We start from the raw sequence: 24,614 nt of genomic DNA, 5'->3' as shown, positions 1-24,614 counted from the left end.
GACCATGGCGCAGGGCACCCACGTCCGTCTGTGCATCAAGGATCTCTACGCGCAGGACGTGGTGGAGATGATCGAGCGCGAGACGCGGCGCTACGAGGTCGAGTCGATCGAGCACCCCGATCACCCGGACTTCAAGCGCGCGTTCCAGATGCTGTGGGACGCGTTCGGACCCGCGGGCGAGATGGAATCCGAGGAAGTGATCCGCGAGATGATGCTCGAGGATCCGACCGTGCCGATGCCGGGTGGCAGCTACGCGCGCTTCTTCTTGCTCGTGGCGCGCGATCGCGCGACGGGCGCGATCCGCGGCGTGCGCGACGGGCGCGTGCTGGTGAACCAGGACTACGACGACGACCAGTGCGTGATCTACCTCTCGCACATCTTCATGGCGCCCGAGGCGCGCGGCACGGTGCTCACGTACTGGCTGCGCATCGCGCCGATGGATCTCGCGATCTCGTACCTGCACCTCTTGCATCAGCGCGGGAAGATCGTGCTGCCCGCGCCCGACGCGCCGCACAAGCACTTCGGCATGCGCATCGACCTCGCGGCCGAGGTCGAGTTCTACAGCCCGGACGAGAAGCTCTCGCTGCAGCGCCTGCTCTTCTATGGCCGCGGCGGCTTCGACGCGGTCGACCCGCGCCACTTCCCGTACCGCCAGCCGGACTTTCGTCCGGCCGCCGAGATCGCCGCGACCGGAGATCGCCCGCACCCGTTCGCGCTGTTGTTACGGCGCGTCGGCCGCGAGCGCGAGGCGCGCCTGCCGCTGCAAGAGGCGCGGGCGGTGATGCGCCTGCTCTACGACGACTTCGCGACGTTCTGCGAGCCCGCGAACCTCGCGACGAGTCTCGACGTGGTGATGAGGCGCCTCGACGATCGCGAGGCGCGCGGCAAGACCGACGTGCGCCTGCTGCCGCTACCGAGTGGCGCGGCCGACTTGAAGCGCCTGAAGGATCTCTTCCGCTACGACGTCTACCGAAAGCACTATGGCCCGGGCCCAGCGACCGACGGCTATCTCGCCGGCCCGGTCGCGCGAGCGGCAGCGGCGGACCCGCACTGGATCGACGCGCAGCTCGCGGCCGCGGCGGCGGAGATGGTGAAGACGCCGCGCTGGGTTTACGCGAGCCGCGAAAAAGGCTTCGATCCCGATGCGCCCGCCGAGCCCCCGGCGACGCCAGTGCCTGGAGTCCACGCTTGAGCGCCGCGCCCCTCGTCAGCGTCGAGAACGTCACGAAGCGCTTCGGCGATTTCGTCGCCACGCGCGAGATGACTTTTGCGATCGGCAAGGGCGAGTTCTTCGCGATGCTCGGGCCGTCGGGCTGCGGCAAGACCACGATGCTGCGCATGATCGCCGGCTTTGAAGAGCCGACGAGCGGCGTGATTCGCCTCGATGGCCAGGACATGACCGGCGTCCCGCCGTATCGCCGGCCGGTGAACACCGTGTTCCAGAACTACGCGCTGTTCCCTCACCTCAGCGTGTTCGACAACGTCGCGTTCGGGCCGCGCATGCGCGGCGACGACAAGGCCGAGGTCGAGAAGCGCGTGCGCGAGATGATCGAGATCGTGCGGCTCGGCGACCTCGCGCAGCGAAAGCCTGCGCAGTTGTCAGGCGGGCAGCGCCAGCGTGTCGCCCTCGCGCGCGCGCTCGTGAACGGCCCGAAGGCGCTGCTGCTCGACGAGCCGCTCTCCGCGCTCGATCTCGAGCTGCGCCGCCAGATGCAGATCGAGCTGAAGCGCATTCAGCGCGACGTCGGCATCGCGTTCGTGTTCGTGACGCACGATCAGGAAGAGGCGCTCACGATGTCGGACCGCATCGCCGTGATGCGCGCGGGCAAGCTCGAGCAAGTCGGCACGCCGGAGGGCATCTACGAGGAGCCCGAGACCGCCTTCGTCGCGCGCTTCATCGGCCACGCGAACTTGCTCGGCGTGAGCATCGAGAGCGCGGCGAACGGCGAAGCGACGATCGCGCTGCCCGGCGGGCGCCGCTGCGGCATCGCGACGCGTGGCCGCAGCTTCAGCGCGGGCGCGAAGGCGCTGCTGATGGTGCGCCCAGAGCGGCTCGAAGTGTGCGCGGGCGAGCCCGCGGCCGGCGTGCCGTGCATGCCCGTGACCTGCATCGACGTGCTGTTCCAGGGCGCGGTCGAACGCTGCGCCCTGCGCACGCCGACGGGCGACGAGATCGTCGCGCACATCGAGAGCGACAAGCCGGTCGCCGCTGCGAAGCCGGGCGCTGCGCTGTGGCTCTACTGGGAGCCGGCGTCCGCGCGGCTGCTCTACCCGGACGAGTGAGCAGCCGCCGCGCGGAGCCCAAACCGTCGCGGGATCAGAACGAGGCGCTGAGGCTCGCCGTCACGACGCCGTGTCCGCCGTGGCCCCCGTTCACTTCCTGCAAGTCGTCGCCGAACAGGAAGTACTTGAAGCCGAGGCTCGTCGACCACGTGTCCGTGATCGGCACGCCGACCGCGACGCCGAGGTTCGCGTAGCCGAAGGTGTTCTCGTTCGTGTCGGAGCTGAGGCCGTCGTAGTAGTCGTCGAACGTGATGCCGACTTCGGCGCTCCCGGTCAGCGAGAAGGTGTCGTTCTCGAAGAGCGTCGGCGCGATGCCGAACTGCATCGCGCTGCCCGACGTGGAAGGGCTCGAGCTGCTGAACGTCTCGATCGCGAGGTTCACCCAAGGCGAGAGGCCGAGCGACTCGCTGTCGTCGTAGCTGAGCTTGAAGTTCAGCTCCTGCACCGCCTCGTCCCAGGCGCCGTTCGGGCTGTCGTAGAAGTAATAAGTCGTGAGCAGGTTGAAGCCGCCCGCGAGATCCATCGAGATCAGCGGGTAGTAGTCCGCCTCGTAAAGCGAATGCGGGCTGTTCGCGGCGAGCGTCTCTTCGCTGTGAATGCTGAGCCACACGCCGAAGCCGACGGTGACGTCGCGGATGAGGCCCGTCTCGGACGAGTAGAGGTTCGCGTAGACCTCGCCCCACGGCTGCGCGATCAGGCCGCGCTTCTCGTTCAGGATTCCGCGGAAGTAGTAGGCGTTGGTGAGATCGAGCTGCGCGACGCCGGAGAAGCGGCTCTCGGCTTCCTCCTGCGCGAGCGAGGCGCTCGGCGAACCGAGCAGTGCGAGCGCGGCGAGCGCGCTGGCGGCGAGACGTGTGGCGATGGGCATGGGGCCTCCTTTGAGTTCAGGTAGTGCTACCAGTCCTGCCCGCGCGATCAAGCCGAGTCGCGCGGCTCCGAGTCAGGCGCGGCCAGCCGATCACGGCGCGTTGTGCACGTCGGTGCGCCCGTAGGAGACCACGACGGGGATCTCGCTCTCGGCGAGCGGCTTCATCCACGCCTTGCGCTTCAGCGCGGCTTCGACGTAGGGCGCGAGCTCCGCAGCCTTCTTCTCTTCGCGCATGACCCGGCGTGCCGCGAACTCCGGCATCACCTCGCGCGCGAACAGCGACATGCTCTCGCAGATGTGCTCGTGCTCGTTACGGCCGGCTTGCTGGATGAACACGGTCTGATCGACGCCCGCCTCCTCCATCCGCCCCAGATGCGCGCGCACTTCGTCGGGCGTGCCGATCGAGCGGCCCTCGGGGCCGGGGAACATCGAGCCCATCTTTTGGAACGCGTCCCAGATGTTCGTGCGCCCGACGCGCTGCTCGCCGAACGCGTAGTGGTGGCCGAGAGCGAAGCCGAAGAAGCGGAATCCCTCGAGCCCTCGCCGCTCCGCCTCGGCGTGATCCGCGTGCACCGAGAAGCCGGAGACCATCGCGACGTTGGGATTCACCACGTGCCCGATCGGCACGCACTCGCGCTTGAACGTCTCGTAGTAGTCGTGCACCCACTGCCGCGCCTCGTCCTCGCTGATGAACGCGAAGGTGAGCGCGCCGATGCCGAGCCGCGCGGCTTCGAGAATCGTCTGGCGATTCGAGCAGGCGACCCACAGCGGCGGATGCGGCTTCTGCAGCGGCTTGGGCACCAAGTTGCGCGGCGGCATCGAGAAGTACGTGCCCTGATAACCGGGGTACGGATCCATCGCGAGCAGGTTGCACACCTGCTCGGTCGCCTCGCGCCACATCGCCTTCTTCTGCGTGACGTCGACGCCGAAGCCCTCGAGCTCGAGCCGCGACGCGCTCTCGCCGGTGCCGAAGTCGACGCGCCCGTTCGAGACGAGATCGAGCGTCGCGATGCGCGAGGCGATCTTTCCCGGGTGCGAGTAGCCGGGCGGCATCAGCACGATGCCGTGGCCGAGCCGGATGTTCTTCGTGCGCTGCGAGCACGCCGCGAGAAACACCTCGGGCGCCGACGAGTGCGAGTACTCCTCGAGGAAGTGGTGCTCGACCTCCCACGCGTAGTCGAAGCCAAGCTGGTCGGCGAGCTCTACCTGCGCGAGCGCGTCCTGGAACAGCTTGTGCTCGAGCCCCTCGGTCCACGGCCGCGGCAGCTGATGCTCGTAGAAGATTCCGAAACGCACGGGGTGCTCCTTCGCAGCAAGAGTTCGGGGCTTGTCAGGTGGTACGAGCAGGAACCACGTGGTCACGCGTCGCCGTGCTCTGCAAATGCAGCCGGCGACGCTGCGCGTCGCGGCTGATTCGCTTGACATCACGCGGGCCGTGGGCGCGCTCGCGCGGGATGAAACCGCAGAGTCGGCGACAATGCGAAGCCCGCTCGCGATAAGTTGGCGGCATGCGCGATTGGCCCGACGCGTGGCTGTCTGAAGATCCGCTCCCGAGCGACCCCTTCCCCATCGCACAGCGCTGGCTCGACGAAGGATTCGCCGCGCGCGCGCAGAAGAACCCGCACGCGATCGCGCTCGCGACCGTCGACGAAGCAGGCCGCCCCGAAGTGCGCATGGTGCTGTGCAAGGCGCTCGAGCCGGAGACGGGCTCGCTCGTCTTCTACACGAACAAGCGCAGCCCGAAGGGCGCCGCGCTGCGCACGCACGCTCACGCCGCGGCGGTGTTCCACTTCGACCCGCAGGATCGCCAAGTGCGCATCTCGGGCCCCGTGGCGGAGGTGAGCGACGCCGAGAGCGACGCCTACTTCGCGACGCGTCCCCTCGACTCGCGCGTGGGCGCGTGGGCGAGCGCGCAGAGCGAGCCGATCGCTTCGCGCGCCGAGCTCGAGACCTTGTACGCGCGCGTCGCGGGCCACTTCGGCGTGCGCGAGGGCGACACGGACGCCGCGCTGCCGCGCCCGCCGCACTGGGGCGGTTACCGCATCCGCGCCGAGCGCGTCGAGCTGTGGCGCTCGCGGCCGGGGCGGCTGCACGACCGCGCGCTGTGGGTGCGCGAGCCGGCTGGCGGATGGAGAGCGCAGCGGCTGCAGCCGTGAGCGTCGCTGCTCAGTGCCACCTGAAACACGAAGGCCCGGAGCCTCTCGGCCCCAGGCCGCCCTGGGAAGGGGTATTTGTTTTGCCTTGAAGTGGTCGCGAGCGCCCGTCGGTGGCAGCGCGATTGCGCGCTCTGAGGCGAATGCGAGCGATGCCGCACGACTCGCGCGCGCTGCCGCTCAGCGCAGCTCCAGCACCACCCACAGCAGCGCCCCGTCCTTCGGCTGACCGCCGAGGATGAGCGGCACGCCCGGCTCCATGCGGAAGTCGCCGCGCGTCGAGCCCCAGTCGACCGCGACCAGGAAGCCCGTGTCGCCGCGGTCGAGCGGGCGGAAGCGGAACGCCTTGCCGTTCGGCGTCATCACGCTGTCGATGTCGCCGAGCATCAGTGTGCTCTCTTGCTGGGCGACGACGCGCAGCGAGCCGTAGGAGATGCCGCGGCGCGCGAGCAGCTTGTGCAGGCGCTCGGCGGCGGGGTCGATCACGCCGCGCTCGGTGCGCGCGCTGAGCACCGTCGCCTCGAAGCGCGCGGGCCGCTTCTGCGCCGTGCCCTGCGCCGCGGCGGGCATGAGGTCTTGCGCCGCGAGCGCGCTCGGCGCGCCGAGCAGCGCGGCGAGCGCGATCAGTGCGGCCGCAGTCTTTCGCCTCGAATCAGCCGACCACATTCGTCGTGTCCTCCGCGGCGAGCTTCTGCTTCGGGAGCAGCAGAATGATCGTCGCCTCCGCGTCGTCCTGAAGAATCACCGCCGGGCGGCGACCGGTGTCGAGCAGCTGCACGGCGGAGTCGCGCACGGCCGGCGGCAGCGGCTGCGTGGTGCTGCCGGGCACGAGGTAGATCGCGAGCGCCACCGCGCCGGCGGCCACGACCGCACCGGCCCATTTCGGCAAGGCGAAACCGAACCCGTCGTGTGCGCGCGCGGGCTCTGCGGACGGCACTGCTGCGGGGAGCTGCAGCACGATCGACGACCACAGATCGGGCGCGGGCACCTGCTCCGCCTGCGCGCGCAGCGCTTCCGCGACGCCGCGCAGCCGCGCCAGCTCGCGCTGCGCCGCGGGGTTGCGCGCGATCTGCCGTTCGATCCACCAGCGGCGCAGGCCGCCGAGCTCCCCGTCGTGATAGGCGTGGAGCTGTTTGACGAGTCGCTCGCTCATCATTCGCTCTCTCCTGCCAGTTCCGTTTCCGTCCCCGTCATTGACGCAGCGTCCACCGCGCCGGATTCAATCAGCAGCTTCCGCATTTGCTTTCGGGCGTAAAAAAGCCGGCTCATCACCGTGCCCTTCGGAATGCCCTGCGCGTCCGCGATCTCCTGGTACGAGAGGCCCTCCACCTCGCGCAGGATCAGCGTCTCGCGGGCGCCCTCGGGCAGCTTGGCGATCGCGGCGTCGATGTGTTCGCGCAGCTGCTTGCGCTGCATCTCGGTTGCCGGCTCGAAGTCGACGCCGTCCACCTCCGGGGTCGCGGCGTCGGAGGCCTCCGCCTCGGCGATGCCGCCCTCTTCCCAGTCCACGGCGCGGCCCGAGCGGTCGCGGCGCAGCATGTCGAGGCACTGGTTCTTCACGAGGCGGTAGAGCCAGGTGAAGAACGCCGAGCGCTGCTCGAACTTCGCCAAGTTGTTATAGGCCTTCACGAATGCGTCTTGGACCGCGCCGCGCGCGGCATCCTCGTCGCGCAGGATGCGCAGCGCGAGCCGGTAGGCGCGCGCCTGGTAGCGCTCGACCAGGATCCGGAACGCGTTGCGGTCGCCGGCGCGAATCGCGCCGATCACCTCGTCGTCGCTGGGGCTCGCGGCGGTCGTCACCGCGCGCCCCCTACGCATTGGAATCGGCACGCCTCGCTCCCCGGGTTCCTCTCGCTGCGACGCCCGGCGGCGCTCCCGCATTCACGGGGGCGACCTGCGCCCGCGCTGCCGGAGCGATGCATGGGTCAGTGGGCCTCGCGCCAGTTCTTACCCACCCCTACGTCGGCGACGAGGGGCACGCTCAGCGCGTAGACGCCCCCCATGTGCTTCTTCACGAGCGCGGTCAGCTCGCCGAGCTCCCGCTCCGGCGCCTCGAACACGAGCTCGTCGTGCACCTGCAGCAGCATGCGCGCACGCAGGCCGGCGTCGTGCAGCGCCTGCTGCACCTCGACCATCGCCTTCTTGATCAGATCGGCGGCAGTGCCCTGGATCACCGTGTTCACCGCCATGCGCTCGGCGGCCTGGCGCAGCGCGCGATTGCGCGAGCGCAGATCCGGCAGGTAGCGGCGGCGCCCTAACAAGGTGCGCACGTAGCCTGCCTCGCTCGCGGCGGCGATCGTCTCGTCGAGGAAGCGCCGCACGCCGCGGTAGCGAGCGAAGTAACGGTTGATCGTGTCCTGCGCCTCGGCCTGCGCGATCCCTAACTGGTTTGCGATGCCGAACGCCGAGCTGCCGTAGATGATCCCGAAGTTGATCGCCTTCGCGTGCGCGCGCTGGTCCGCGCTGACTTCGCTCGGGTCGATGCCCGCGACTTCGGCCGCCGTGCGGCGATGGATGTCTTCGCCCTTCGCGAATGCGTCGATCAGGCTCTCGTCGCCCGAGTAGTGCGCGACGATGCGCAGCTCCACCTGTGAGTAGTCCGCCGAGAGCAGCTTCATCCCCTCCGCGGGAATGAACGCCTCGCGGATGCGGATGCCCTCTTCGCTGCGGATCGGGATGTTCTGCACGTTCGGGTGCGTCGAGGAGAGCCGGCCCGTCGCGGCGCCGATCTGATTGAACGTGGGATGGATGCGGCCGGTGCGCGCGTTCACGAGCGGTGGGAGCGCATCGACGTAGGTGCTCCTCAGCTTCGCGAGCTTGCGCCACGCGAGGATCGCGGCGGGCAATGCGTGCTGGGGTGCGAGCTGCTCCAGGACGCTCTCGTCGGTCGAGAAGCCCGTCTTCGTCTTCTTCACCGCGGGCAGCTTCAGCTTCTCGAACAGCACCGTCGCGAGCTGCTTCGGCGAGTTGATCTGGAAGCGCTCGCCGGCGAGCGCGTAGATCTCGCCCTCGATGCGCGCGAGGTCGGCCTCGTACTGCTTCGAGAGCGCCGCGAGCTTCGCCTCGTCGATGCGCACGCCGGCGCGCTCCATCGCGGACAGCACGGCCGTCAGGGGCAGCTCGATGTCGCGCAGCAGCGGCTCGAGCTCGTCCGCGCGGATGCGCTGCTCGATCACGGGCGCGAGCGCGAGCAGCGCGCTCGCCTCCTCCGCTGCCCAACCGCCGGCTTCCTCGGCGCTGAGCGTGCTCGCGGGGCGCGCCTTCGCGCCGCGGCCCGCGAGATCCTCGAACGTTCGCAGCTCGCGCCCCGACAGCTGCTGCGCGAGCGCCTGCGTCGTGCTCGCACCGGCCGGGTCGAGCAGGAACGCGGCGAGCTGCACGTCGAGCGCGGGCAGCTTCGCCTCGCCGCCCGCTTCGGCGAGCAGCGACTGCACGCGCTTCGTGTCGCTCGCGACCCACGGCCGCGGCGCGGGCCCTGCGAAGAGCGCGAACAGCTCCGCGCTCGCCTCGCTCCACGCGAGCTGCGCGCCGCCGAGGAGATCGTGCGCGAGCGGGAGATAGAACGTGCGTGAGGGATCACCGCACAGTGCGATGCCTGCGGGCACGGCCGGCATCCCGCCGGGCTCCGTGTCGCCCACGAGCACGATGGCGACGCGCTCCGCGCTCGCGAGCGACGTGATCGCAGCACGCAGCGCCGCGAAGTCGCGAAGCACGTCGCACGACACGGGCGCGTGGCCCGCCGCGACCGCAGGCACAGCCTTGCTCGCGTCCGCGCGCGCGCCGTTCTGCGCAGCTCCCGCCAGCTCCGCGTCGATCTCCTCCACCAGCCGCGCGAAGCCGAGCCGCTTGTAGAGCTCGCGCAGCGCAGCGCGGTCGGGCGCGTGCGGCGCGAGCGCGTCGACGCCGAGCGGCAGCGGCACGTCGGTGCGCAGCGTCGCGAGCTGCTTCGAGAGCCGCGCAGCGTCGGCCTGCGCGAGCAGCGCTTCGCGCGCCTTCTTCGCCTTCACGTCGCTCGCGTGCGCGAGCAGGTTCTCGAGCGTTCCGTACTCGGTGATGAGGGCTGCGGCGCCCTTCTCGCCGATGCCCTTCACGCCGGGGATGTTGTCCGACGAGTCGCCCACCAGCGCGCGCACGTCGAGCAGCTTCTCGGGGCCAACGCCGAAGCGCTCCGTCACCTCGGCCGGGCCGATGCGCTTGTCCTTCATGCCGTCGTAGAGCACGACGCGACCGCCCACGAGCTGCATCAAGTCCTTGTCGCTCGACACGATCACGACTTCCCAGCCCGCGGGCGCCGTCGTCGCGAGCGTCGCGATCACGTCGTCCGCCTCGAAGCCCTTCACCTCGAGCACGGGCAGCTTCCACGCGTCGATCAGCTCGCGCGCGAGCGGCAGCTGCGCGCTCAGATCCTCCGGCTGCGCATCGCGCGTCGCCTTGTACTCGGGATACAGCTCGCGCCGAAAGCTCCCGCCGCGCGGATCCATCGCCACCGCAATCGCGTCCGGCTTCTCCTCGCGCACGAGCTTGCGCAGCATGTTCGCGAACCCGAACACCGCCCCCGTCGCCACCCCACTCGGACTCCGCAGCGGCGGCAGCGCAAAGAACGCGCGGTACAGCGCGTTCGCCGCATCGATGACGACCAGCCGAGGCATCGGCGCACACTAGATCGCGCGCGCACGCAACGCAGTGGCGCCGCCCCATCTTCAACCGCCACGCTTCAAACGCCGCGCTTCAACCGCCACGCGCTCTCCCGCGCGCCCTCCCATCCTCGAAGTCGAACGCTTCTCCCAAGCACGTCGGCCGAGACCGCAAGCGAAGCGCGCAGCAAAGCGCGGAGTCTTCGACGCGCTTTGCGAAGTCAACAAGGAAGATTCGACGACGGTGGACCTCGGCCCCACGCCGAAGCCCCTCAGCTCGCGCGCGCCAACCCCCTAAGAAACAACTCCAAGCCGTCGTCGAACATCACGTCGAGCGGCTTGTGGCGAAGCTCCTTGCGCGTCATCACGTGCTCGGTCTGGATCAAGCCGTTCGAGACGGTCCATAACAAGTTCGCGACTTCCCACGGATCGCAGGGGCCGAACTCGCCGGACTTCACGCCACCCTCGATCACGTCCGAGAGGACGTGCAGGCAGGTCTCCCAGAGATCCTTCACCTGGCCGACGAGCGACGGCGGCAGCACGCCGATCAGGCCCTGATTATCGAGCGCCCAGAAGATCTGGAAGTAGTCCCGGTTGTCGGCCCAGTGGCCGTAGTAGAACTTGCCGAGCGCGCGGATCTTGTCGCTGGCGCTGCCCTTGGTCGCGGCGGCGCCGCGCATCTTCGCCACGAACTTGTCGCCGTTGTCGGAGAGCAGCGCGACGTAGAGGTCCGCCTTGTTCGCGAAGTAGCGGTAGAGGGTGCCCTTCGCGACGCCCGCGATCGCCGCGACTTCGTCGAGGTTCGCGGCGACGAAGCCGTCGCGGAAGAACACCTGCCGCGCCGCGTCGAGGATCTTGGCGCGCTGCTGCGCCTTCCTCTCGGTCGCGGTCACGTCGACCGCATCGCGGCGTCAGACTTCGTCGCTGCCTTCATACCGGTACGGCGCCATCAAGTCGGTGTTGAGATATCGCTCGCCGAAGCTCGGGATGATCACGACCACGAGCTTGTTCTGGTTACCGGGCTGCTTCGCGTACTTGATCGCGGCGGCGACGTTCGCGCCCGACGAGATGCCGCAGAAGATGCCTTCCTCGCGCGCGAGCCGGCGCGCCATCTCGAAGGCCTCGTCGTTCGTCACCTGGATCACTTGGTCGACGAGCTTCATGTCGAGCACGTCGGGTTTGAAGCCAGCGCCGATGCCCTGAATCTTGTGCTTGCCGGGCGCGCCGCCCGAGAGCACGGGGCTGTCGGTGGGCTCGACCGCAATGGCCTGGAAGCTCGGGCGCCGCGCCTTCACGACTTGCGTCACGCCCGTGATCGTGCCGCCCGTGCCGACGCCTGCGATGAGTGCGTCGACCTGGCCATCCGTGTCTGCCCAGATCTCTTCCGCGGTCGTCTTGCGGTGAACCTCGGGGTTGGCGGGATTCATGAACTGCTGCGGGATGAAGCTGTTAGGGATTCGTGCGGCGATCTCGTTCGCCTTCTCGATCGCGCCGCGCATGCCCTTGGCGGGATCCGTCAGCACCAGCTTCGCGCCGAACGCGCGCAGCGTGATGCGGCGCTCGAGGCTCATGCTCTCCGGCATCGTGAGCACGCATTGATAACCCTTCACCGCCGCGACGAACGCGAGCGCGATGCCGGTGTTGCCGCTGGTGGGCTCGACGATCGTGGTCTTCCCCGGCGTGATCAGACCATCGCGCTCAGCGGCCTCGATCATCGCGAGGCCGATGCGGTCTTTCACGCTGTCGGCGGGATTCTGGCTCTCGAGCTTCGCGACGATCTGCGCGGGCGCGCCCGCGGTGACCTTGTTGAGGCGTACGAGCGGCGTGCGGCCGATCAACTCGGTGACGTTGGCGGCAATGCGCATCGACTGGACTCCTGATGACGGGCGCGCAGCGCGACGGGCAGCGCCGCGGAAGGCGGAACGTTACGCCCGCGCCGCGGACTCAGTAAAGAGGGCATCTGCGAGCACCGTGGCATAGCTACCCGCAGGCAACGTGAAAGCGAGGCGCACCGCGTCGGTAGCGAGCGCCTCGGCCCTGAGGTCCGGCACCGGCACCCGGATGGGCCGCCGGGCCCCTCGCAGCTTGATGCCCCGCGGCGGCACGATCCGTTCCGGCACGCCCGCCGCGCGCAACGCGGCGGCCTCTCGCTCGGCCGCGGCGCCGCGCGGCGCGAGCAACTTCGTCCCGAAGATGGGGCCGCTCGCGCTGATCTCGAAGCTCGCGACGCGAGGCGCCTCGCGCGCGAGGTCCTCCACCACGAACGCGCCGCCCGAGGCATGCAGGTAGGCGACCTCCCCCTCCTCGATCGCGTCGAGGGCGAGCGGTCGCGCGGTGAGGAACGCGTTAAAAACCTCGGACTGCAGCGCGGACAGAAGAAAACGCGCCGCGCGCCGATCGCGCCCCGGGTTCGCGCCCGCCAGCAGCGCGCGGGCGCGCTCCGCGTTGTCGCCGTCGCGCCCGAAGCGCTGCGCACCGAACTTGTTGGGGAGCCCGCGCGTGCGGATGCGCTCCGCAGCGCTCGCCGCGCCGGCGACCTGTTCGGGCGCGAGCTCGCGCACGACGAGCTCGAAGCGATTGCCGCGCAGCTGCCCCACGCGCAGGCGGTGTGCATGCCGCGCCACCTCGAGCACCCGCACGCCGTCGGCTTCGAGCGCGAGCGCGGCAGCCGGATCGAGATCGGGCGCCGAGAACCACTGCCGCGTGACCGCGACCTTGTCCTTGCGCCCCGCGTAGCCAACGTCCGCGGGCGAGACGTTTGCGTGTCGCGCGAGCAGGCGCGCCACCTCCTCCGTCGTGCGCAGCCGTTTCTCGATACGCACGAACGTGTGCGCGCCCTCGCCGCTCGGCGCGTAGAGCGGAATCTCGTCGACGACGAAGTCTTCGGGAGAGGCGCCGAGCTTCACTTGAACAAGCTCAGCTGCGATACCGGCGCGAAGCTGCGGCGATGCAGCGGCGTCGGACCGAGGCGGCGCAACGCGGCGAGATGATCTGCGGTGCCGTAGCCCTTGTTCTGCGCGAAGCCGTAGCCCGGATGCCCGGCGTCGAGGCGCTGCATCAGCGCGTCGCGGTGCACCTTCGCCACGATCGACGCCGCAGCGATCGAGCCGTCGCGCGCGTCGCCGCCGATGAGCGGCGTCTGAGGAATCGCGAGGCCGGGCACCACGCGCGCGTCCACTAACAAGTGATCCGGCGCGACGCCGAGCGCGAGCACGGCGCGGCGCATCGCCTCGAGCGCGGCGCGATACACGTTCAGGCGATCGATCTCCGCGGGCCACACCTCCGCGACGCCGATCGCGTGCGCTTGCTTGCGGATCTCGCCGTCGAGGCGCTCGCGCTGCGCGCGCGTGAGCTGCTTCGAGTCGCCGAGACCCGGCAGCCACGGCCGCTCGGCGAAGACCACCGCGCAGGCGACGACGGGGCCCGCGAGCGGACCGACGCCCACTTCGTCGACGCCCGCGATCGCCCGTGCCCCCGCGCGCTCGAGCCGCGCGCGGCGCGAGAACAGGCCCGCGATGCGGCGCCGCTCCGCTGCGAGTGCGTCCGCTCGCGCGGCGGCGAGAGCGCGCAGCTGCTGCGCGCCGGCGCGCTCGTCGCGAGCGAGACGCGCCGCGAAGCGCCGCAGGTCCGCGACAGAGTCGAGCGCCGCGGCGCGCAAGCGGAGCGCCGCGAGCGGCTCGTCCTCCACGCGCGTCACTTCTCGCGCTCCTCGCCCGCGCTCACGCCGAGCCTGCGCTCGAGCGCGCGCAGGCGGCGCGCGAGCTCCGGCAAGCGCGCGAACCACGCGTTGGCACGATGCCACGCGCGGCCCGCGAGCGGCGGGAAGCCGAAGATGCGGCTGCCCGGCGGCAAGTTGGAGTCGGCAACACCGCGCGCCGCGATGAAGCTGCCCGCGCCGATCTCCAGGTGACCCAAGGCTCCCGACTGCGCCATGAAGAACACACGCTCGCCCGTCTTCGTGCTGCCGGCGATGCCGCTCTGCGCGACGACGACGGAGTGCGCGCCGATCTCCACGTTGTGCGCGATCTGCACGAGGTTGTCGATCTTCGAGCCGCGCCCGACACGCGTCGTTCCGAGGCGCGCGCGGTCGATCGTCGAGTTCGCGCCGACCTCGACGTCGTCCTCGAGCACGACGTTCCCGAGCTGCGGGACTTTCTCGAGCGCGCCGCTCTCGCCCTGCTCGTAGCCGAAGCCGTCGCCGCCGATCGCGCAGCCGGGCTGGAGGATCACGCGATCCCCCAACTGGCAGCCCGCGCCCACGCTCGCGCCCGCGTGCAGCTCGCAGTCGGCGCCGATCACGGCGCCGTCTCCGATCGCGACGTTTGCGTGCACGATCGTGCGAGCGCCGATGCGCGCGCCGGCGCCCACGCTCGCGAGCGGGCCGATCGCTGCGCTCGCGTCGACACTCGCGCTCGAGTCGACGAACGCGCGGGCATGAACGCCCGCCGCGGGCCGTGCACGCGGTACGAGCAGCGCAGCAGCGCGCGCGAAGTCGAGGCTCGGCGCGGGCGAACGCAGCGTGGGCTTGCCGTGCGTGGCTACGCCAGGTGGAGCGATCACCGCCGCGACGCGCGACTCCACGAGCTGTGCGGCGAATGAAGCGCTGCGCACGAAGCCGAGGTCGCGCGCGCCAGCCGCTTCGAGCGCGGCGACGCCGCTGACTCGCGTGGTCGCGTCGCCGTCGATCGCGCGCCCGCCGAGCCGAGCCGCCAGCTCCGCGAGCGTGAGTTCCACTGGCCGATCTCCCCAAGACGCCCGAGCGCCGAGGCGCGGGCGACGCGCCTCGCTCGCGTCAGCGCGCGAGCAGCACCGCGACCGGCGACGTGCGCACCACGGCCGCCGCGTTGCTGCCGATGAAGTAGTCGCTCATGCGATTGCGCCCGTAGGCGCCCATCACGATCAAGCCCGCTCGCGCCGAGCGCGCGGTGTCGACCACCTTCACGTCGGGGCGCCCGAGCGTCGAGCTCGCCTCGCGCACCGGCACCTGCGCGCCCCCTAACAAGCGGCGCACCTCGTCGAAGCGCGCGGTCGCGCGGCCCTTGTCCTTCGAGTCGACGAACACGTGAATCGCTTGACCAAGGCGCTGCGCGAGCTCGACCGCGAGGCGCGCCGCGACGCGCGAGCCGGGGGAGCCGTCGAACGCCAGCACGACCGGCCCACCGAGCTCCGAGACTGCCGGCACGATCAGCGTGCTCTTCCCGGTCTTGCGAATCACCCCGTCCACGACCGAGCCGATCAGCTGGGTGCGCCCCTGCGCGTGATCGCCGTCGCGCCCGAGCACGATTAGCTGCACGCTCTGAGCGCGCTCGACGATGCGGTCGTCGGCGATGCCGCGCGAGGCATCGACCGAGCATTCGCAGTCCTTCGCGCGCGCCGCGTCGGCGACGCGCTTCACCGCGGCTTCAGCGCGCGACTTGAGGAACGCCTCCACCGCCGCGACTGGCCCGGGCGCGACGCCGAGCCCATCCGCGCGCAGCCCCAATGACACGCGCTCCTCGATCACCGAGAGCGCGGCGACGCGCGCCTTCAGTCGAGTCGCGAGCGCGACGCCATAACGCTCCGCCGCCAGTGCGGCGTCGGAGCCGTCGGTCGCGATCAGGATCGACTGGAGCATTCACTCTCCCGACGCTGCATCGCGCAGCGACCGAGCAGCGATCGAGGGTACGCACGCCCCGCGGGTCAAGTCAACGAAAACGCGGGTGGCGCGCTGTGGCGAGCGCCTGCGCGGCATGAACTTCGCGCTTGACACGAGGCTCCGCGCTGAGGCAGGCCGCGCGCCACGCGCCGATCGCCCGTAACAACTTCCGTAAGCGTGCGTCGCGCGCGACCCAGCGCAGGATGTCCGTCTCGGTGAGCATGCCGACCAGCTCGTCGTCGTCGAGCACGGGCAGACAGCCGATCTTCTTGTGCGCCATGATCGCCGCGGCCTGCTCGATCGTTGCGTCGGGCGTCACGATGATCGGCGGAGTCGACATCACACGAGCGATCTCGACGACCGACAGAAACGCGCGTCGCTCGTCTTCGCTGCGCTGCGACAGCGCGGAGAGCGAGGCCTTGAGCAGATCGCGCTGCGAGACGACGCCCACGAGGCGCCCGGCTTGCACGACCGGGATGTGGCGCACGCGGCCGAGGGTCATGAGGTCGTCGACGGTGGAGAGCCGCTCGCTCGCCGAGATCGTGACGAGCTTCGTCTCCATGATGTCGCGGACCCGGTCGGCCATGGGCCGATTCTACGCGCGCTGCGCTCGACTCCCTCGCGTTTTCTCGCAGACGTGAGCACGTTGTCGCAGCCGCTGCGCGGGCGGCAGGCAACGAGTGCGAACGAACGCGTGGTAGGTTCGCCCCCATGGCCATCGACGAGCCCCGCAAGCGCCCGAACCCCAACCGCAAGGAAGCCGCTGCCGAGGGCGGAGGCCTTCTGCCGGACCTGCTGAAGCGCGGCATGACACTCGGCCTCACCGGCTTCTTCATGACCGAAGAGGCATTACGCCGCGCACTCGGCGAGACCGCGCCGCGCGAGATGATCGAGTTCGTCGTCGCGCAGAGCGAGAAGACGCGCGCCGAGTTCCTCGACCGCGTCTCGCGTGAGTTCGGCAAAGCGCTGTCGGCGATGGACCCCGTCGAAGTGGCGAAGCGCCTGCTCGAGGGCCGCACGATCGAGGTCAGCGCGACGATCCGCTTCGTCGAGGACGAGAGGAAAAAGAAGAAGGCCGAGAGCGAGTGACCCGCGCGGCGCCCCTTCGCCTCGGTCTCTCGCTGTGGGCGCCCAACACTTCGCAGGGCTGGGCGCGCGCGTTCGCGCTCGCGGAGCGCGCCGACGCGCTCGGCCTCCACTCGCTGTGGGTGCCCGAGCACCACTTCGATCCCGGCGCCACCTCGGCCCCGCTCGCGACGCTCGCCGCGATCGCCGCGCGCACGCGCCAGATTCGCCTCGCGACGACCTCGCTGTTGTTGCCGCTGCATCACCCGCTGCGCCTCGCCGCCGAGATCGCGAGCCTCGACGCGATCTCCGCCGGCCGCGCGCTGATCGGCCTCGGCCGCGGCTTCCGCGCCAACGTGTTCGCCGCATTCGGCGTCGACACGAGCGTGAAGCGCGACCGCTTCGACGAGTCACTCGACGCGATGCTCGCGGCGTGGGCGGGCGAAGCGGTGCCGCTCACGGGCCCGCACTTCGCCGCAAAGCCCGGTGAGTCATTACGGCTCGCGCTCGCGCCCGTGCAGCGCCCGCATCCGCCGCTCGTGGTCGCTGCGTTCGGGAAGAAGGGCCTACAGCAAGCGGCGCGCCGCGCGCTCCCGTATCTCGCTTCGCCGCTCGAGAGCCTCGAGTCGCTCGCGGAGAACTACGCGCTGTGGGAGGAGGAACGCAGCGGCGAGCCGCCGCCCGGCACGCCGCGCGTGCCCGTGATGCGCATCGCGTACGCCGCCGGCAGTGACGCCGAGGCGCGCCGCGTGATGGATGCGCTCGCGGGCGACGCGCTCGCCGCCGCGCGCCGCGCGCCCGCGGCACTCGCGCGCGCTGCGAGTGAGCCGATCTCCGCGCGCGCGATCGTGGGCAGCGTCGCGTTCGTGCGCGATGAGCTCGTGCGCTACCGCGAGCGCATCGGCATGGACCTCGTCGTCGCGCGCACCGAAGTGCCGGGCGCGACGGAGTCCGAGAGGGACGCGGCGCTGGAGCGGCTCGCAGAAGAGGTGATGCCGGGGATCGCGTGACGAGCGGAGAGGTCCGCGCCTACTCGCGCGCTTCCCGCACGAACATCACGAACGCCATCGACGGCCGGCGCGAGGACTCGCGCATCGCGAAGTGGAGCGACTCGAAGCGCCAGCCCTGCGCGGTCCAGTCGTTCAGGATCTGCTCGAGCGAGGCGTCCGTGACGTCGCTCGTTTCGACCACTTTGTACGTGCTCGGCATGGGCGGGCTTGTCGGCGCGTCACGCCCCCAGCTTGCGCGCGAACTCCTTCGCGGCGTAGGTGAGGATCATGTCCGCGCCCGCGCGTTTGATGCCGACGAGCGCTTCGTGCATCGCGCGCTCGCCGTCGAGCCAGCCGCGTTCGGCTGCGGCCTTCACCATCGCGTACTCGCCGCTCACGTGATACGCGGCGAGCGGCACGTCGAACGCGCGGCGCGCGTCGGCGAGCACGTCGAGGTACGGCGTCGCGGGTTTCACCATCAGCGCGTCGGCGCCTTCTTCGAGATCGAGGCGCATCTCGCGCAGCGCCTCGCGGCGGTTCGGCGGATCCATCTGGTACGCGCGGCGGTCGCCGAACGCGGGCGTGCTCTCGGCGGCCTCGCGGAACGGCCCGTAATAAGCGCTCGCGAACTTCGCGGCGTAGGCGAGGATCGCGACGTCCTCGAAGCCGCACTCGTCGAGGCGCGTGCGGATCGCGGCGACGCGGCCGTCCATCATGTCCGAGGGCGCGACGATGTCGGCGCCGGCGCGCGCGTGTGAGAGCGCGGTCTCGGCGAGGCGGGCGACCGAGGGATCGTTCAGCACGCGTTCGCCATCGACGATTCCGCAGTGGCCGTGGTCGGTGTACTCGCACAGGCACACGTCGGTCATCACCGCGAGCCCGCTCACCTGCGCCTTGATCGCGGCGACGGCGCGCTGCGTGATGCCGCTCGCGGCATCGGCCTGCGAGCCGCGCGCGTCCTTCTCGTCGGGCACGCCGAACAGGATCACCGCGGGCACGCCCAGGTCCGCGAGCTCCTTGCATTCGAGCACGAGCTGGTCCACGGAGAAGCGGTGCTGGCCGGGCATGGAAGAGATCGGCTCGCGCACACCGCTGCCTTCGACGACGAACAGCGGCTGCACGAGATCGTCTCGCGAGAGCTTCGTCTCGCGGACCATGCGTCGCAGCACCTCGCTGCTGCGCAGGCGGCGCATGCGCGTTCGCGGAAACGTCATCGCGATCCCTCCACGGTGAAGTGCGCTTCGAGTGCGCTCACGAGGCCCGCGGCGCTCGGCGTCTCGGCCACGACGTTCGGCGCGAAGCCCGCACTGCGCAACGCGTCGGCGGTGATCGTTCCGATCGCGACGATCGCGGAGGCGCGGGCGGCTGCGACTCCATCGGCGCCGACGCCAGCAGCGAAGTGCCTTACCGCCGACGGGCTCGCGAACGCGAGCGCGTCGAGCTCGCGCGCTGCGAGCCGCGCGACGAGCGCGTCGCGGTCGAAGGGCGCGGCCTCGGTGCGGTAGAGCGGGAGCTCGTCGACGAGCGCGCCTTCGGCTCGCAAGCCCGCGGGCAGCGCCTCGCTCGCGAGCGCGGCGCGAGGCAAGAGCACGCGCCGCCCGCGCCATTCGTGGTTCGCGCGCAGCCACGCGAGTAGGCGCTCCGCGTCGCCGCCGCTCGCGGGCAGAGGTGTCAGGCCGATCTCGCGGGCCGACGCGGCGCTCGCCTCACCCACGCACGCGACGCGCGCGCGCAGCTTCGCGAGATCCGCGCCGCGCTCGCGCGCTGCGGCGCCGAGCTCGCGCAGCGCGTTCGCGCTCGCGGCGACGAGCCAGTCGTAGGTCCCGAGCGCACCGAACACACGCGCTAGCGCCGCGTCGTCTCGTACCGGCGCGGTGCGGATCATCGGAGTGAGCACGGGCACGGCGCCCGCGGCTTCGAGCGCGCGGCGCCATTCACCCGACTGGCTCGCTTGCCGTGTGATCAGCACGCGCTTCCCGAACAGCGGCAGCCGCTCGAACCACGCGAGCTCGGGCGCGAGGCGTACGACGTCGCCGATCACGACCGCCGCTGGCGCGGCGAGGCCCGCTTCGCGCACGCGCGTCGCGAGCGTCGCGAGTGTCGCGACCACGCTGCGCTGCGCGCCGGTCGCGCCCTGCATCACGCACGCCGCGGGCGTCTCCGGCACCCGCCCGCCCGCGAGCACCTCGCCGAGGATCGCCTCGAGGTTCTTCATCGCCATCAGGATCACGAGCGTGTCGACGGCGCGGGCGAGCTCGCCGAAGCGCACGTGCTCGCGGGCGGCGCCCGGATCCTTGTGGCCCGTGACCACGGCGAACGAAGCGGAGTGACGGCGGTCCGTGACGGGGATGCCCGCGTGCGAGAGCGCGCCGATCGCGGACGTGATGCCCGGGACGACTTCGAACGGCACGCCGGCGGCGCGGCAGGCCGCAGCTTCCTCGCCACCCCGCCCGAACACGTACGGGTCGCCGCCCTTGAGGCGCACGACGCGCTTTCCCTCGCGCGCGAGCTTCACGAGCAGCGCGCTGATCTCCTCCTGCGTGCGCGCGGGCTCACTGTGGCCGCGGCGGCCGACGTCGATGCGAGCTGCGCGCTCGGGCGCGAGATCGAGCAGCGACTCCGCGGCGAGCGCGTCGTAGACGACGGCATCGGCTTCGCGCAGCGCGCGTTCGCCGCGCACCGTGATGAGGTCAGGCGCGCCGGGGCCCGCCCCCACGAGCGTCACCTTGCCGCTCATTGCGACGAGCCGCGCAGCGCCGCGAGGATCTCCTCGCCGCCGCGCGCGCGCAGCTCGCGCGCGAGCTGATCGCCGGCGCGGATCGCATCGCTCGCGCTCGCCTCGATCTCGCCGCGCACGACGCGCGAGCCGTCGGGCTTCGCGACCAGCCCACGCAGCCGCAGCCGCCCTACGCTGTCGAGCTCCGCGAACGCGGCGATCGGCACCGCGCAGTCGCCTTCGAGCCCCGCTTGGAAGGCGCGCTCGGCGTGAAGGCACGCTCGCGTCTGCGGGTGGTCGAGGTCGGCGAGATCGCCCACGAGCGCATCGTCCGCGCGCACTTCGAGGGCGAGCGTGCCCTGTCCGACCGCGGGCAACACGTCGGCCGGCTCGATGCGCTCGTGGATTCGCTCGCCGAGCCCCAATCGCTCGAGCCCCGCGCACGCGAGGATCACGCCGTGCAGCGCCAGCTCGTCGAGCTTGCGCAGGCGCGTGTCGACGTTGCCGCGGATGGGCACGATCTCGAGATCGGGGCGCCGCGCGCGCAGCTGGCTCGTGCGGCGCACGCTGCCCGTTCCGATGCGCGCGCCGCGCGGCAGCGTCGCGACGCGCAGCGCGGAGTCACGCGCCACGAGCGCGTCGCGCGGATCGGCGCGGCGCGGGAACGCTGCGAAGGTGAGCGAGTCGGGCGTCTTCGAGGGCAGATCCTTCGCCGAGTGCACCGCGAGATCGGCGCGCCCGTCGAGCAGCGCCTCCTGGATCTCCTTCACGAACAGCCCCTTGCCGCCGATCGCCGCGAGCGCGCGATCTTGGATGCGATCGCCGGTGGTCGTGAGCACGAGCAGCTCGAATGGGCGACCTGTTACGGATTCCGCGGCGGCGCCGACCATGCGCGCCTGCGCGAGCGCGAGCGCGCTGCCGCGCGTGGCGATGCGAATCGGCGCGCTCATTCCTCTTCCGCCTCGCTCGCGTCATCGAGCCCGAACAGCCCGCGCGCTGCTTCGAGCTGCGCGAGGCCCGCCTCGCGGTCTTGCTCCGCGCGCAGCTTCGCGAGCGGCGCGTGCAGCAGCTTGCTCACGATCGCGCGCGTCGCGGCTTCGACCGCTTCGCGCTCGCGCTCGCCGAGCGTCAGGCCCGCGAGCGCGCGCTCCAGCTCGGCCGCGCGCACGGCCTCGCCGCGGTCGACGAGCGCGCGGATCGTCGGCACCGCCGCGAGCGCGCCGAGCCAGCCGTCGAAGCGCTGCTGCTCCTCCAGAACGATCGCCTCGGCGTGCTCGACTTCACGGCGGCGCTCTTCGGCGTTCGCGCGCGCGACGCCCTGCAGGTCGTCGAGGTCGTAGAGGTAAACGCCTTCGAGCTCGTTCGCCGCGGGCGCGATGTTGCGCGGTACGCCGATGTCGATGGCGAAGATCGGACGCTCGCGGCGCTCGTGCAGTGCGAGCGAGAAGTGCGACGCGGTGAGAATCGGCTCGTGACCGCCGATGCAGGTGAGCACGACATCGCTCGCCGCGAGGAGCTGCGGCAGCTCGCCGAGGCCGTGCGCGCTCGCGCCGAAGCGCGTCGCGAGCGCAGCTGCGCGCGCGGGCGTGCGGTTCGCGACGCGCACCTGCGCGAGGCCGCTCTTCACGAGCGTCTCGAGCGCGAGCTCGATCATCTCGCCGGCGCCGACCAGCAGCGCGGACTTGTCCTGCAGCGACTCGAAGATCTGCTCGGCGAGCTGCACCGCGACGCGCGCCACCGAGATCGGGCGCTCCGAGATCTTCGTCTCGTTGCGCACGCGCTTCGCGGTCGCGAACGCGCGCTGGTAGAGGCGCGAGAGGATCGGCCCGCACGCGCCGCTCGCGACCGCCGCGCGGTAGGCGTCCTTCACCTGCCCGAGGATCTGCGGCTCGCCGACCACCTGCGAGTCGACCGCGCACGCGACGCGGAACGCATGCCTCACCGCCGCCGTGTCGTGCAGCTCGTAGAGCGCGCCTTCGAGCTCACGCGCGCGCGGCGCCTCGTCGGGCGCGAGCTCGCGCTCGAAGAACGCGCGCAGGCGCACGCGCGCGGCGTCGAGGTCGCGCGTCGCGACGAGGACCTCGACGCGATTGCAGGTCGACAGCACGACCGCTTCCTCGATCTCGGCCGCGCGCACGAGCTTCGCGAGCGCGGGCTGCGCGTCGTCGACCGCGTAGCGCTCGCGCAGCTCGAGCGGCGCGGTGCGGTGACTGAGGCCGAGCAGTAACAAGTTCACGGCAGCACCCGCAGGCCGACCACTACGACGAGGAGCAGCGCGAAGCCGAGCGCGCTCTGCAGTGCGGCGCGGCGCGCGCTCTCCCGGCGGAAGAACCGCAGCTGCGTGATCACCGCATAGATCACCCACGCCACGAGCGTCGCGTTCGCGTGCAAGCCGCCGGGCCAGAGCCGCCCTTCGCTCTCGAGCACCCACAGCATGCCCGAGAGCACGCCGAGCGAGAGCAGCGTGAAGCCGAGCGCGAGCGCGGCGCCGTTCGCGCGGTCGAGCGACTCGAGCGACGGCAGCGCCGAGTTCGGCGCTGCGCGGTGCTCCTTGATGCTCTTGTGATGCGCGAGATAGAGCGCACCCGCAGCGCCCGCGACCGCGAGCAAGCCGAAGCCCGCGCTCGCGAGCACGACGTGCAGATGCGCGAGTGCGGGATGCATCTCCTCGCCTGCGCCGGTGCGAATGCGGAGCCAGAGCGCGCCGGCGAGCGCCCCGAGGAACGCGCCGGGGGCGACCAGCGCCGAGAGCGCGAGGCCGCGCACGCGCAACAACAAGAGCAGGAACGAGACGACCGCGAGCCACGCCATCAGCGACGCGGCGAGCGGCGCCTCGGTGAGCGACGGCGTCGGCGAGAGCGCGTGCATGCCCCAGAACGCGGCGGCGTGGAGCCCGGCGCCGAGCGCCAGCAGGGCCACGCCGGCGCGCTGCGCGGCGCGAAGGCGCAGCGCGAGGCCGAGCACCGCCGCGACCGCCGCGAGCAAGTACGCGAGCGTGGTGGCGTCGTGAAGCGCGGTCGCCATGTGGCGGCTAGCGAGTCGCGCGCGGGCGGGCGCGCAGCTTCGCGAGCTGGTCCGCGACGCGGCCCGCGTCGTTCACCATCTCGAACATGCGATAGGCCGGCTCGCCGAACAGCACGAACCGGATCTCCTCGAGCGAGGTTTCGCCCGCCGCGTGCGCGCGCGCTTCCTCGAGCAGCACCTCCGCGCAGCGCTGCAGCGAGAAGCCCGCGACGCCGGCGCCGAGCGCGGGCACCGCAATCGTCTTCAGCCCGAGCTCGCGCGCGCGGGCGAGCGCGCTCTTCATGGCGGCGCGCACGCTCGCTTCCGTGGCGCCGCCGCCCGGCGGCATGGTGGCGGCGTGAATCACGAAGCGCGCAGCGAGCTTCCCCGCAGTTGTTACGGCCGCCTCGCCGACTGCGATCGGGCCGCGGCGGTCGCACTCGGCTTGAATCTCGGGGCCGCCCTTCGCGCGAATCGCACCCGCAACGCCGCTGCCGAGCACGAGCGCGCTGTTGGCCGCGTTCACGATCGCGTCGGCCGTTTCGCTCGCGATGTCGCCTTCCTTCAGCGTGATGCGAACGCTCATGCGCGAAGCCCCGAACGCGGCGAAAAGCCGAGCGAAATCGAGCAGATCGAAGATGTCGCAAGCTAACCGCCGCGAACTCCCGCTGCTACGCGCGAAGCGCGCGAGCTGCGCCCGACTTGCCGCGCGGCTGCGCAAATTCGCGAGCGAGCGCGGCGATCCTCTGCCACGTTCCGCCGCCAACCACGATTCCCACCCAGGAGAGCGCAGCGATGGCAGGCATCATCGACGTGACCGACGCGAACTTCGAAGCCGAGGTACTGAAGTCGAGCATCCCCACCGTGATCGACTTCTGGGCCGAGTGGTGCGCGCCCTGCCGCGCGATCGCGCCGATCGTCAAAGACCTCTCCGCGCAGTACGACGGCAAGCTGAAGGTCGTGAAGATGAACATCGACGAGAACCCCGCGACTCCCGGCAAGTACGGCGTCCGCGCCATCCCCACCGTCCTCGCCTTCAAGAACGGCGCCGTCGTCGGCCAAATCACCGGCGCGCGGCCGCGTTCAGCGTTTGAGGAACTGGTCCAGCGAGTCTTGTAGTGCGCTGGCTTCCTGCCATTACGCGGCACGGCCGCGCTCTTCCTTGTTTACTTCGCTTCGGCGGCGAAGACGCCGCCTCCGCTGCGCGCTTCGCTTGCGTGAGCGGTCGCGCAACTGGCAGACACCTCACATCGAGACCAGTCCACCGC

At 71.0% G+C, this 24,614-nt stretch carries 26 protein-coding genes; 6 read left to right on the top strand and 20 right to left on the bottom strand.

The window, feature by feature from the left end; genetic code table 11:
* Window positions 1-4: 4 nt before the first annotated feature.
* Window positions 5-1,192, top strand: coding sequence for a hypothetical protein (locus FJ091_06300; protein ID MBM4382965.1), 1,188 nt, complete (start codon window positions 5-7; stop codon window positions 1,190-1,192).
* 68 nt (window positions 1,193-1,260) lie between these two features.
* The gene (locus FJ091_06295; protein ID MBM4382964.1) at window positions 1,261-2,283 is read left to right on the top strand and encodes an ABC transporter ATP-binding protein; all 1,023 of its coding nucleotides are present in this window, start codon (window positions 1,261-1,263) and stop codon (window positions 2,281-2,283) included.
* Between the two features lie 34 nt (window positions 2,284-2,317).
* Here FJ091_06295 and FJ091_06290 read toward each other — a convergent pair whose 3' ends face one another.
* Complete coding sequence (locus FJ091_06290) at window positions 2,318-3,151, bottom strand: hypothetical protein (GenBank protein MBM4382963.1); 834 nt, start codon at window positions 3,149-3,151, stop codon at window positions 2,318-2,320.
* A 90-nt stretch (window positions 3,152-3,241) separates the two neighbouring features.
* On the bottom strand, window positions 3,242-4,447 hold the full coding sequence (locus FJ091_06285; GenBank protein ID MBM4382962.1) for an LLM class flavin-dependent oxidoreductase: 1,206 nt from the start codon (window positions 4,445-4,447) through the stop codon (window positions 3,242-3,244).
* Window positions 4,448-4,659: 212 nt separating this feature from the next.
* Between FJ091_06285 and pdxH the strand changes: the two genes are divergently transcribed.
* Complete coding sequence (gene pdxH / locus FJ091_06280; GenBank protein ID MBM4382961.1) at window positions 4,660-5,307, top strand: pyridoxamine 5'-phosphate oxidase; 648 nt, start codon at window positions 4,660-4,662, stop codon at window positions 5,305-5,307.
* Between the two features lie 177 nt (window positions 5,308-5,484).
* Here the strand turns inward: pdxH and FJ091_06275 are convergent, their stop codons facing one another.
* The 11 genes from FJ091_06275 to FJ091_06225 form a co-directional block, all read right to left on the bottom strand.
* The gene (locus tag FJ091_06275) at window positions 5,485-5,970 is read right to left on the bottom strand and encodes a hypothetical protein (protein MBM4382960.1); all 486 of its coding nucleotides are present in this window, start codon (window positions 5,968-5,970) and stop codon (window positions 5,485-5,487) included.
* Window positions 5,957-6,457, bottom strand: coding sequence for a hypothetical protein (locus tag FJ091_06270; GenBank protein ID MBM4382959.1), 501 nt, complete (start codon window positions 6,455-6,457; stop codon window positions 5,957-5,959). The genes FJ091_06275 and FJ091_06270 overlap by 14 nt, the downstream gene beginning before the upstream one ends.
* The gene (locus FJ091_06265) at window positions 6,457-7,104 is read right to left on the bottom strand and encodes a sigma-70 family RNA polymerase sigma factor (protein ID MBM4382958.1); all 648 of its coding nucleotides are present in this window, start codon (window positions 7,102-7,104) and stop codon (window positions 6,457-6,459) included. The genes FJ091_06270 and FJ091_06265 overlap by 1 nt, the downstream gene beginning before the upstream one ends.
* Before the next feature lie 125 nt (window positions 7,105-7,229).
* On the bottom strand, window positions 7,230-9,953 hold the full coding sequence (polA, locus tag FJ091_06260; GenBank protein ID MBM4382957.1) for a DNA polymerase I: 2,724 nt from the start codon (window positions 9,951-9,953) through the stop codon (window positions 7,230-7,232).
* A gap of 257 nt (window positions 9,954-10,210) precedes the next feature.
* Window positions 10,211-10,831, bottom strand: coding sequence for a TetR/AcrR family transcriptional regulator (locus FJ091_06255; protein MBM4382956.1), 621 nt, complete (start codon window positions 10,829-10,831; stop codon window positions 10,211-10,213).
* 18 nt (window positions 10,832-10,849) lie between these two features.
* Window positions 10,850-11,803 carry a cysteine synthase A gene (gene cysK / locus FJ091_06250; protein ID MBM4382955.1) on the bottom strand — a complete coding sequence of 318 codons (954 nt, stop codon included), beginning with the start codon at window positions 11,801-11,803 and terminating at the stop codon, window positions 10,850-10,852.
* Between the two features lie 60 nt (window positions 11,804-11,863).
* The gene (locus FJ091_06245) at window positions 11,864-12,844 is read right to left on the bottom strand and encodes a tRNA pseudouridine(13) synthase TruD (GenBank protein MBM4382954.1); all 981 of its coding nucleotides are present in this window, start codon (window positions 12,842-12,844) and stop codon (window positions 11,864-11,866) included.
* Window positions 12,841-13,596, bottom strand: coding sequence for a ribonuclease HII (locus FJ091_06240; GenBank protein MBM4382953.1), 756 nt, complete (start codon window positions 13,594-13,596; stop codon window positions 12,841-12,843). Before FJ091_06240 ends, FJ091_06245 begins: the two co-directional genes overlap by 4 nt.
* 35 nt (window positions 13,597-13,631) lie before the next feature.
* A complete protein-coding gene (gene lpxD, locus FJ091_06235) occupies window positions 13,632-14,672 on the bottom strand; it encodes a UDP-3-O-(3-hydroxymyristoyl)glucosamine N-acyltransferase (protein MBM4382952.1) in 1,041 nt (346 codons plus the stop codon).
* Window positions 14,673-14,730: 58 nt separating this feature from the next.
* Entirely contained in the window at window positions 14,731-15,552 is an 822-nt protein-coding gene (locus FJ091_06230; protein ID MBM4382951.1) for a universal stress protein, read from the bottom strand.
* 70 nt (window positions 15,553-15,622) lie between these two features.
* Window positions 15,623-16,159 carry a CBS domain-containing protein gene (locus FJ091_06225; GenBank protein MBM4382950.1) on the bottom strand — a complete coding sequence of 179 codons (537 nt, stop codon included), beginning with the start codon at window positions 16,157-16,159 and terminating at the stop codon, window positions 15,623-15,625.
* A 125-nt stretch (window positions 16,160-16,284) separates the two neighbouring features.
* On the opposite strand from FJ091_06225, the gene FJ091_06220 reads away from it, so the two are divergent.
* Window positions 16,285-16,662, top strand: coding sequence for a hypothetical protein (locus FJ091_06220; GenBank protein MBM4382949.1), 378 nt, complete (start codon window positions 16,285-16,287; stop codon window positions 16,660-16,662).
* A complete protein-coding gene (locus FJ091_06215; protein MBM4382948.1) occupies window positions 16,659-17,648 on the top strand; it encodes an LLM class flavin-dependent oxidoreductase in 990 nt (329 codons plus the stop codon). The genes FJ091_06220 and FJ091_06215 overlap by 4 nt, the downstream gene beginning before the upstream one ends.
* A 19-nt stretch (window positions 17,649-17,667) precedes the next feature.
* On the opposite strand, the gene FJ091_06210 is transcribed toward FJ091_06215, so the two are convergent.
* From FJ091_06210 to FJ091_06180, 7 genes are read right to left on the bottom strand one after another with little or no spacing between them, the layout of a single operon-like run.
* Window positions 17,668-17,847 carry a DUF4177 domain-containing protein gene (locus FJ091_06210; protein ID MBM4382947.1) on the bottom strand — a complete coding sequence of 60 codons (180 nt, stop codon included), beginning with the start codon at window positions 17,845-17,847 and terminating at the stop codon, window positions 17,668-17,670.
* Between the two features lie 19 nt (window positions 17,848-17,866).
* Complete coding sequence (hemB, locus tag FJ091_06205) at window positions 17,867-18,841, bottom strand: porphobilinogen synthase (GenBank protein MBM4382946.1); 975 nt, start codon at window positions 18,839-18,841, stop codon at window positions 17,867-17,869.
* Window positions 18,838-20,364 carry a uroporphyrinogen-III C-methyltransferase gene (gene cobA / locus FJ091_06200; GenBank protein MBM4382945.1) on the bottom strand — a complete coding sequence of 509 codons (1,527 nt, stop codon included), beginning with the start codon at window positions 20,362-20,364 and terminating at the stop codon, window positions 18,838-18,840. The genes hemB and cobA overlap by 4 nt, the downstream gene beginning before the upstream one ends.
* On the bottom strand, window positions 20,361-21,293 hold the full coding sequence (gene hemC, locus FJ091_06195) for a hydroxymethylbilane synthase (protein ID MBM4382944.1): 933 nt from the start codon (window positions 21,291-21,293) through the stop codon (window positions 20,361-20,363). The genes cobA and hemC overlap by 4 nt, the downstream gene beginning before the upstream one ends.
* Complete coding sequence (locus tag FJ091_06190; protein MBM4382943.1) at window positions 21,290-22,579, bottom strand: glutamyl-tRNA reductase; 1,290 nt, start codon at window positions 22,577-22,579, stop codon at window positions 21,290-21,292. Before FJ091_06190 ends, hemC begins: the two co-directional genes overlap by 4 nt.
* A complete protein-coding gene (ccsA, locus tag FJ091_06185; protein ID MBM4382942.1) occupies window positions 22,576-23,367 on the bottom strand; it encodes a cytochrome c biogenesis protein CcsA in 792 nt (263 codons plus the stop codon). Before ccsA ends, FJ091_06190 begins: the two co-directional genes overlap by 4 nt.
* Before the next feature lie 7 nt (window positions 23,368-23,374).
* Window positions 23,375-23,932: a macro domain-containing protein gene (locus FJ091_06180; GenBank protein MBM4382941.1), complete on the bottom strand. Its 558-nt coding sequence runs from the start codon at window positions 23,930-23,932 to the stop codon at window positions 23,375-23,377.
* Window positions 23,933-24,141: 209 nt separating this feature from the next.
* On the opposite strand from FJ091_06180, the gene trxA reads away from it, so the two are divergent.
* The gene (trxA, locus tag FJ091_06175) at window positions 24,142-24,465 is read left to right on the top strand and encodes a thioredoxin (GenBank protein ID MBM4382940.1); all 324 of its coding nucleotides are present in this window, start codon (window positions 24,142-24,144) and stop codon (window positions 24,463-24,465) included.
* Window positions 24,466-24,614: the final 149 nt, after the last annotated feature.

It is taken from the genome of Deltaproteobacteria bacterium, from assembly GCA_016875395.1.
GTDB lineage: Bacteria > Myxococcota_A > UBA9160 > UBA9160 > UBA6930 > VGRF01.
This window is presented reverse-complemented; position numbering and strand designations above follow the sequence as displayed.

Excerpts from the sequence above, each read along its gene's own strand:
- FJ091_06210 (MBM4382947.1), bottom strand. The coding sequence starts at position 17,847 with ATGCCGAGCACGTACAAAGTGGTCGAAACGAGCGACGTCACGGACGCC.
- FJ091_06230 (MBM4382951.1), bottom strand. The coding sequence starts at position 15,552 with ATGCTCCAGTCGATCCTGATCGCGACCGACGGCTCCGACGCCGCACTG.
- ccsA (MBM4382942.1), bottom strand. The coding sequence starts at position 23,367 with ATGGCGACCGCGCTTCACGACGCCACCACGCTCGCGTACTTGCTCGCG.
- FJ091_06290 (MBM4382963.1), bottom strand. The coding sequence starts at position 3,151 with ATGCCCATCGCCACACGTCTCGCCGCCAGCGCGCTCGCCGCGCTCGCA.
- FJ091_06300 (MBM4382965.1), top strand. The coding sequence starts at position 5 with ATGGCGCAGGGCACCCACGTCCGTCTGTGCATCAAGGATCTCTACGCG.
- FJ091_06220 (MBM4382949.1), top strand. The coding sequence starts at position 16,285 with ATGGCCATCGACGAGCCCCGCAAGCGCCCGAACCCCAACCGCAAGGAA.
- FJ091_06295 (MBM4382964.1), top strand. The coding sequence starts at position 1,261 with ATGACTTTTGCGATCGGCAAGGGCGAGTTCTTCGCGATGCTCGGGCCG.
- pdxH (MBM4382961.1), top strand. The coding sequence starts at position 4,660 with ATGCGCGATTGGCCCGACGCGTGGCTGTCTGAAGATCCGCTCCCGAGC.
- hemC (MBM4382944.1), bottom strand. The coding sequence starts at position 21,293 with ATGAGCGCGCCGATTCGCATCGCCACGCGCGGCAGCGCGCTCGCGCTC.
- FJ091_06275 (MBM4382960.1), bottom strand. The coding sequence starts at position 5,970 with ATGTGGTCGGCTGATTCGAGGCGAAAGACTGCGGCCGCACTGATCGCG.
- cobA (MBM4382945.1), bottom strand. The coding sequence starts at position 20,364 with ATGAGCGGCAAGGTGACGCTCGTGGGGGCGGGCCCCGGCGCGCCTGAC.
- trxA (MBM4382940.1), top strand. The coding sequence starts at position 24,142 with ATGGCAGGCATCATCGACGTGACCGACGCGAACTTCGAAGCCGAGGTA.
- FJ091_06180 (MBM4382941.1), bottom strand. The coding sequence starts at position 23,932 with ATGAGCGTTCGCATCACGCTGAAGGAAGGCGACATCGCGAGCGAAACG.
- FJ091_06225 (MBM4382950.1), bottom strand. The coding sequence starts at position 16,159 with ATGGCCGACCGGGTCCGCGACATCATGGAGACGAAGCTCGTCACGATC.
- hemB (MBM4382946.1), bottom strand. The coding sequence starts at position 18,841 with ATGACGTTTCCGCGAACGCGCATGCGCCGCCTGCGCAGCAGCGAGGTG.
- polA (MBM4382957.1), bottom strand. The coding sequence starts at position 9,953 with ATGCCTCGGCTGGTCGTCATCGATGCGGCGAACGCGCTGTACCGCGCG.
- FJ091_06270 (MBM4382959.1), bottom strand. The coding sequence starts at position 6,457 with ATGAGCGAGCGACTCGTCAAACAGCTCCACGCCTATCACGACGGGGAG.
- cysK (MBM4382955.1), bottom strand. The coding sequence starts at position 11,803 with ATGCGCATTGCCGCCAACGTCACCGAGTTGATCGGCCGCACGCCGCTC.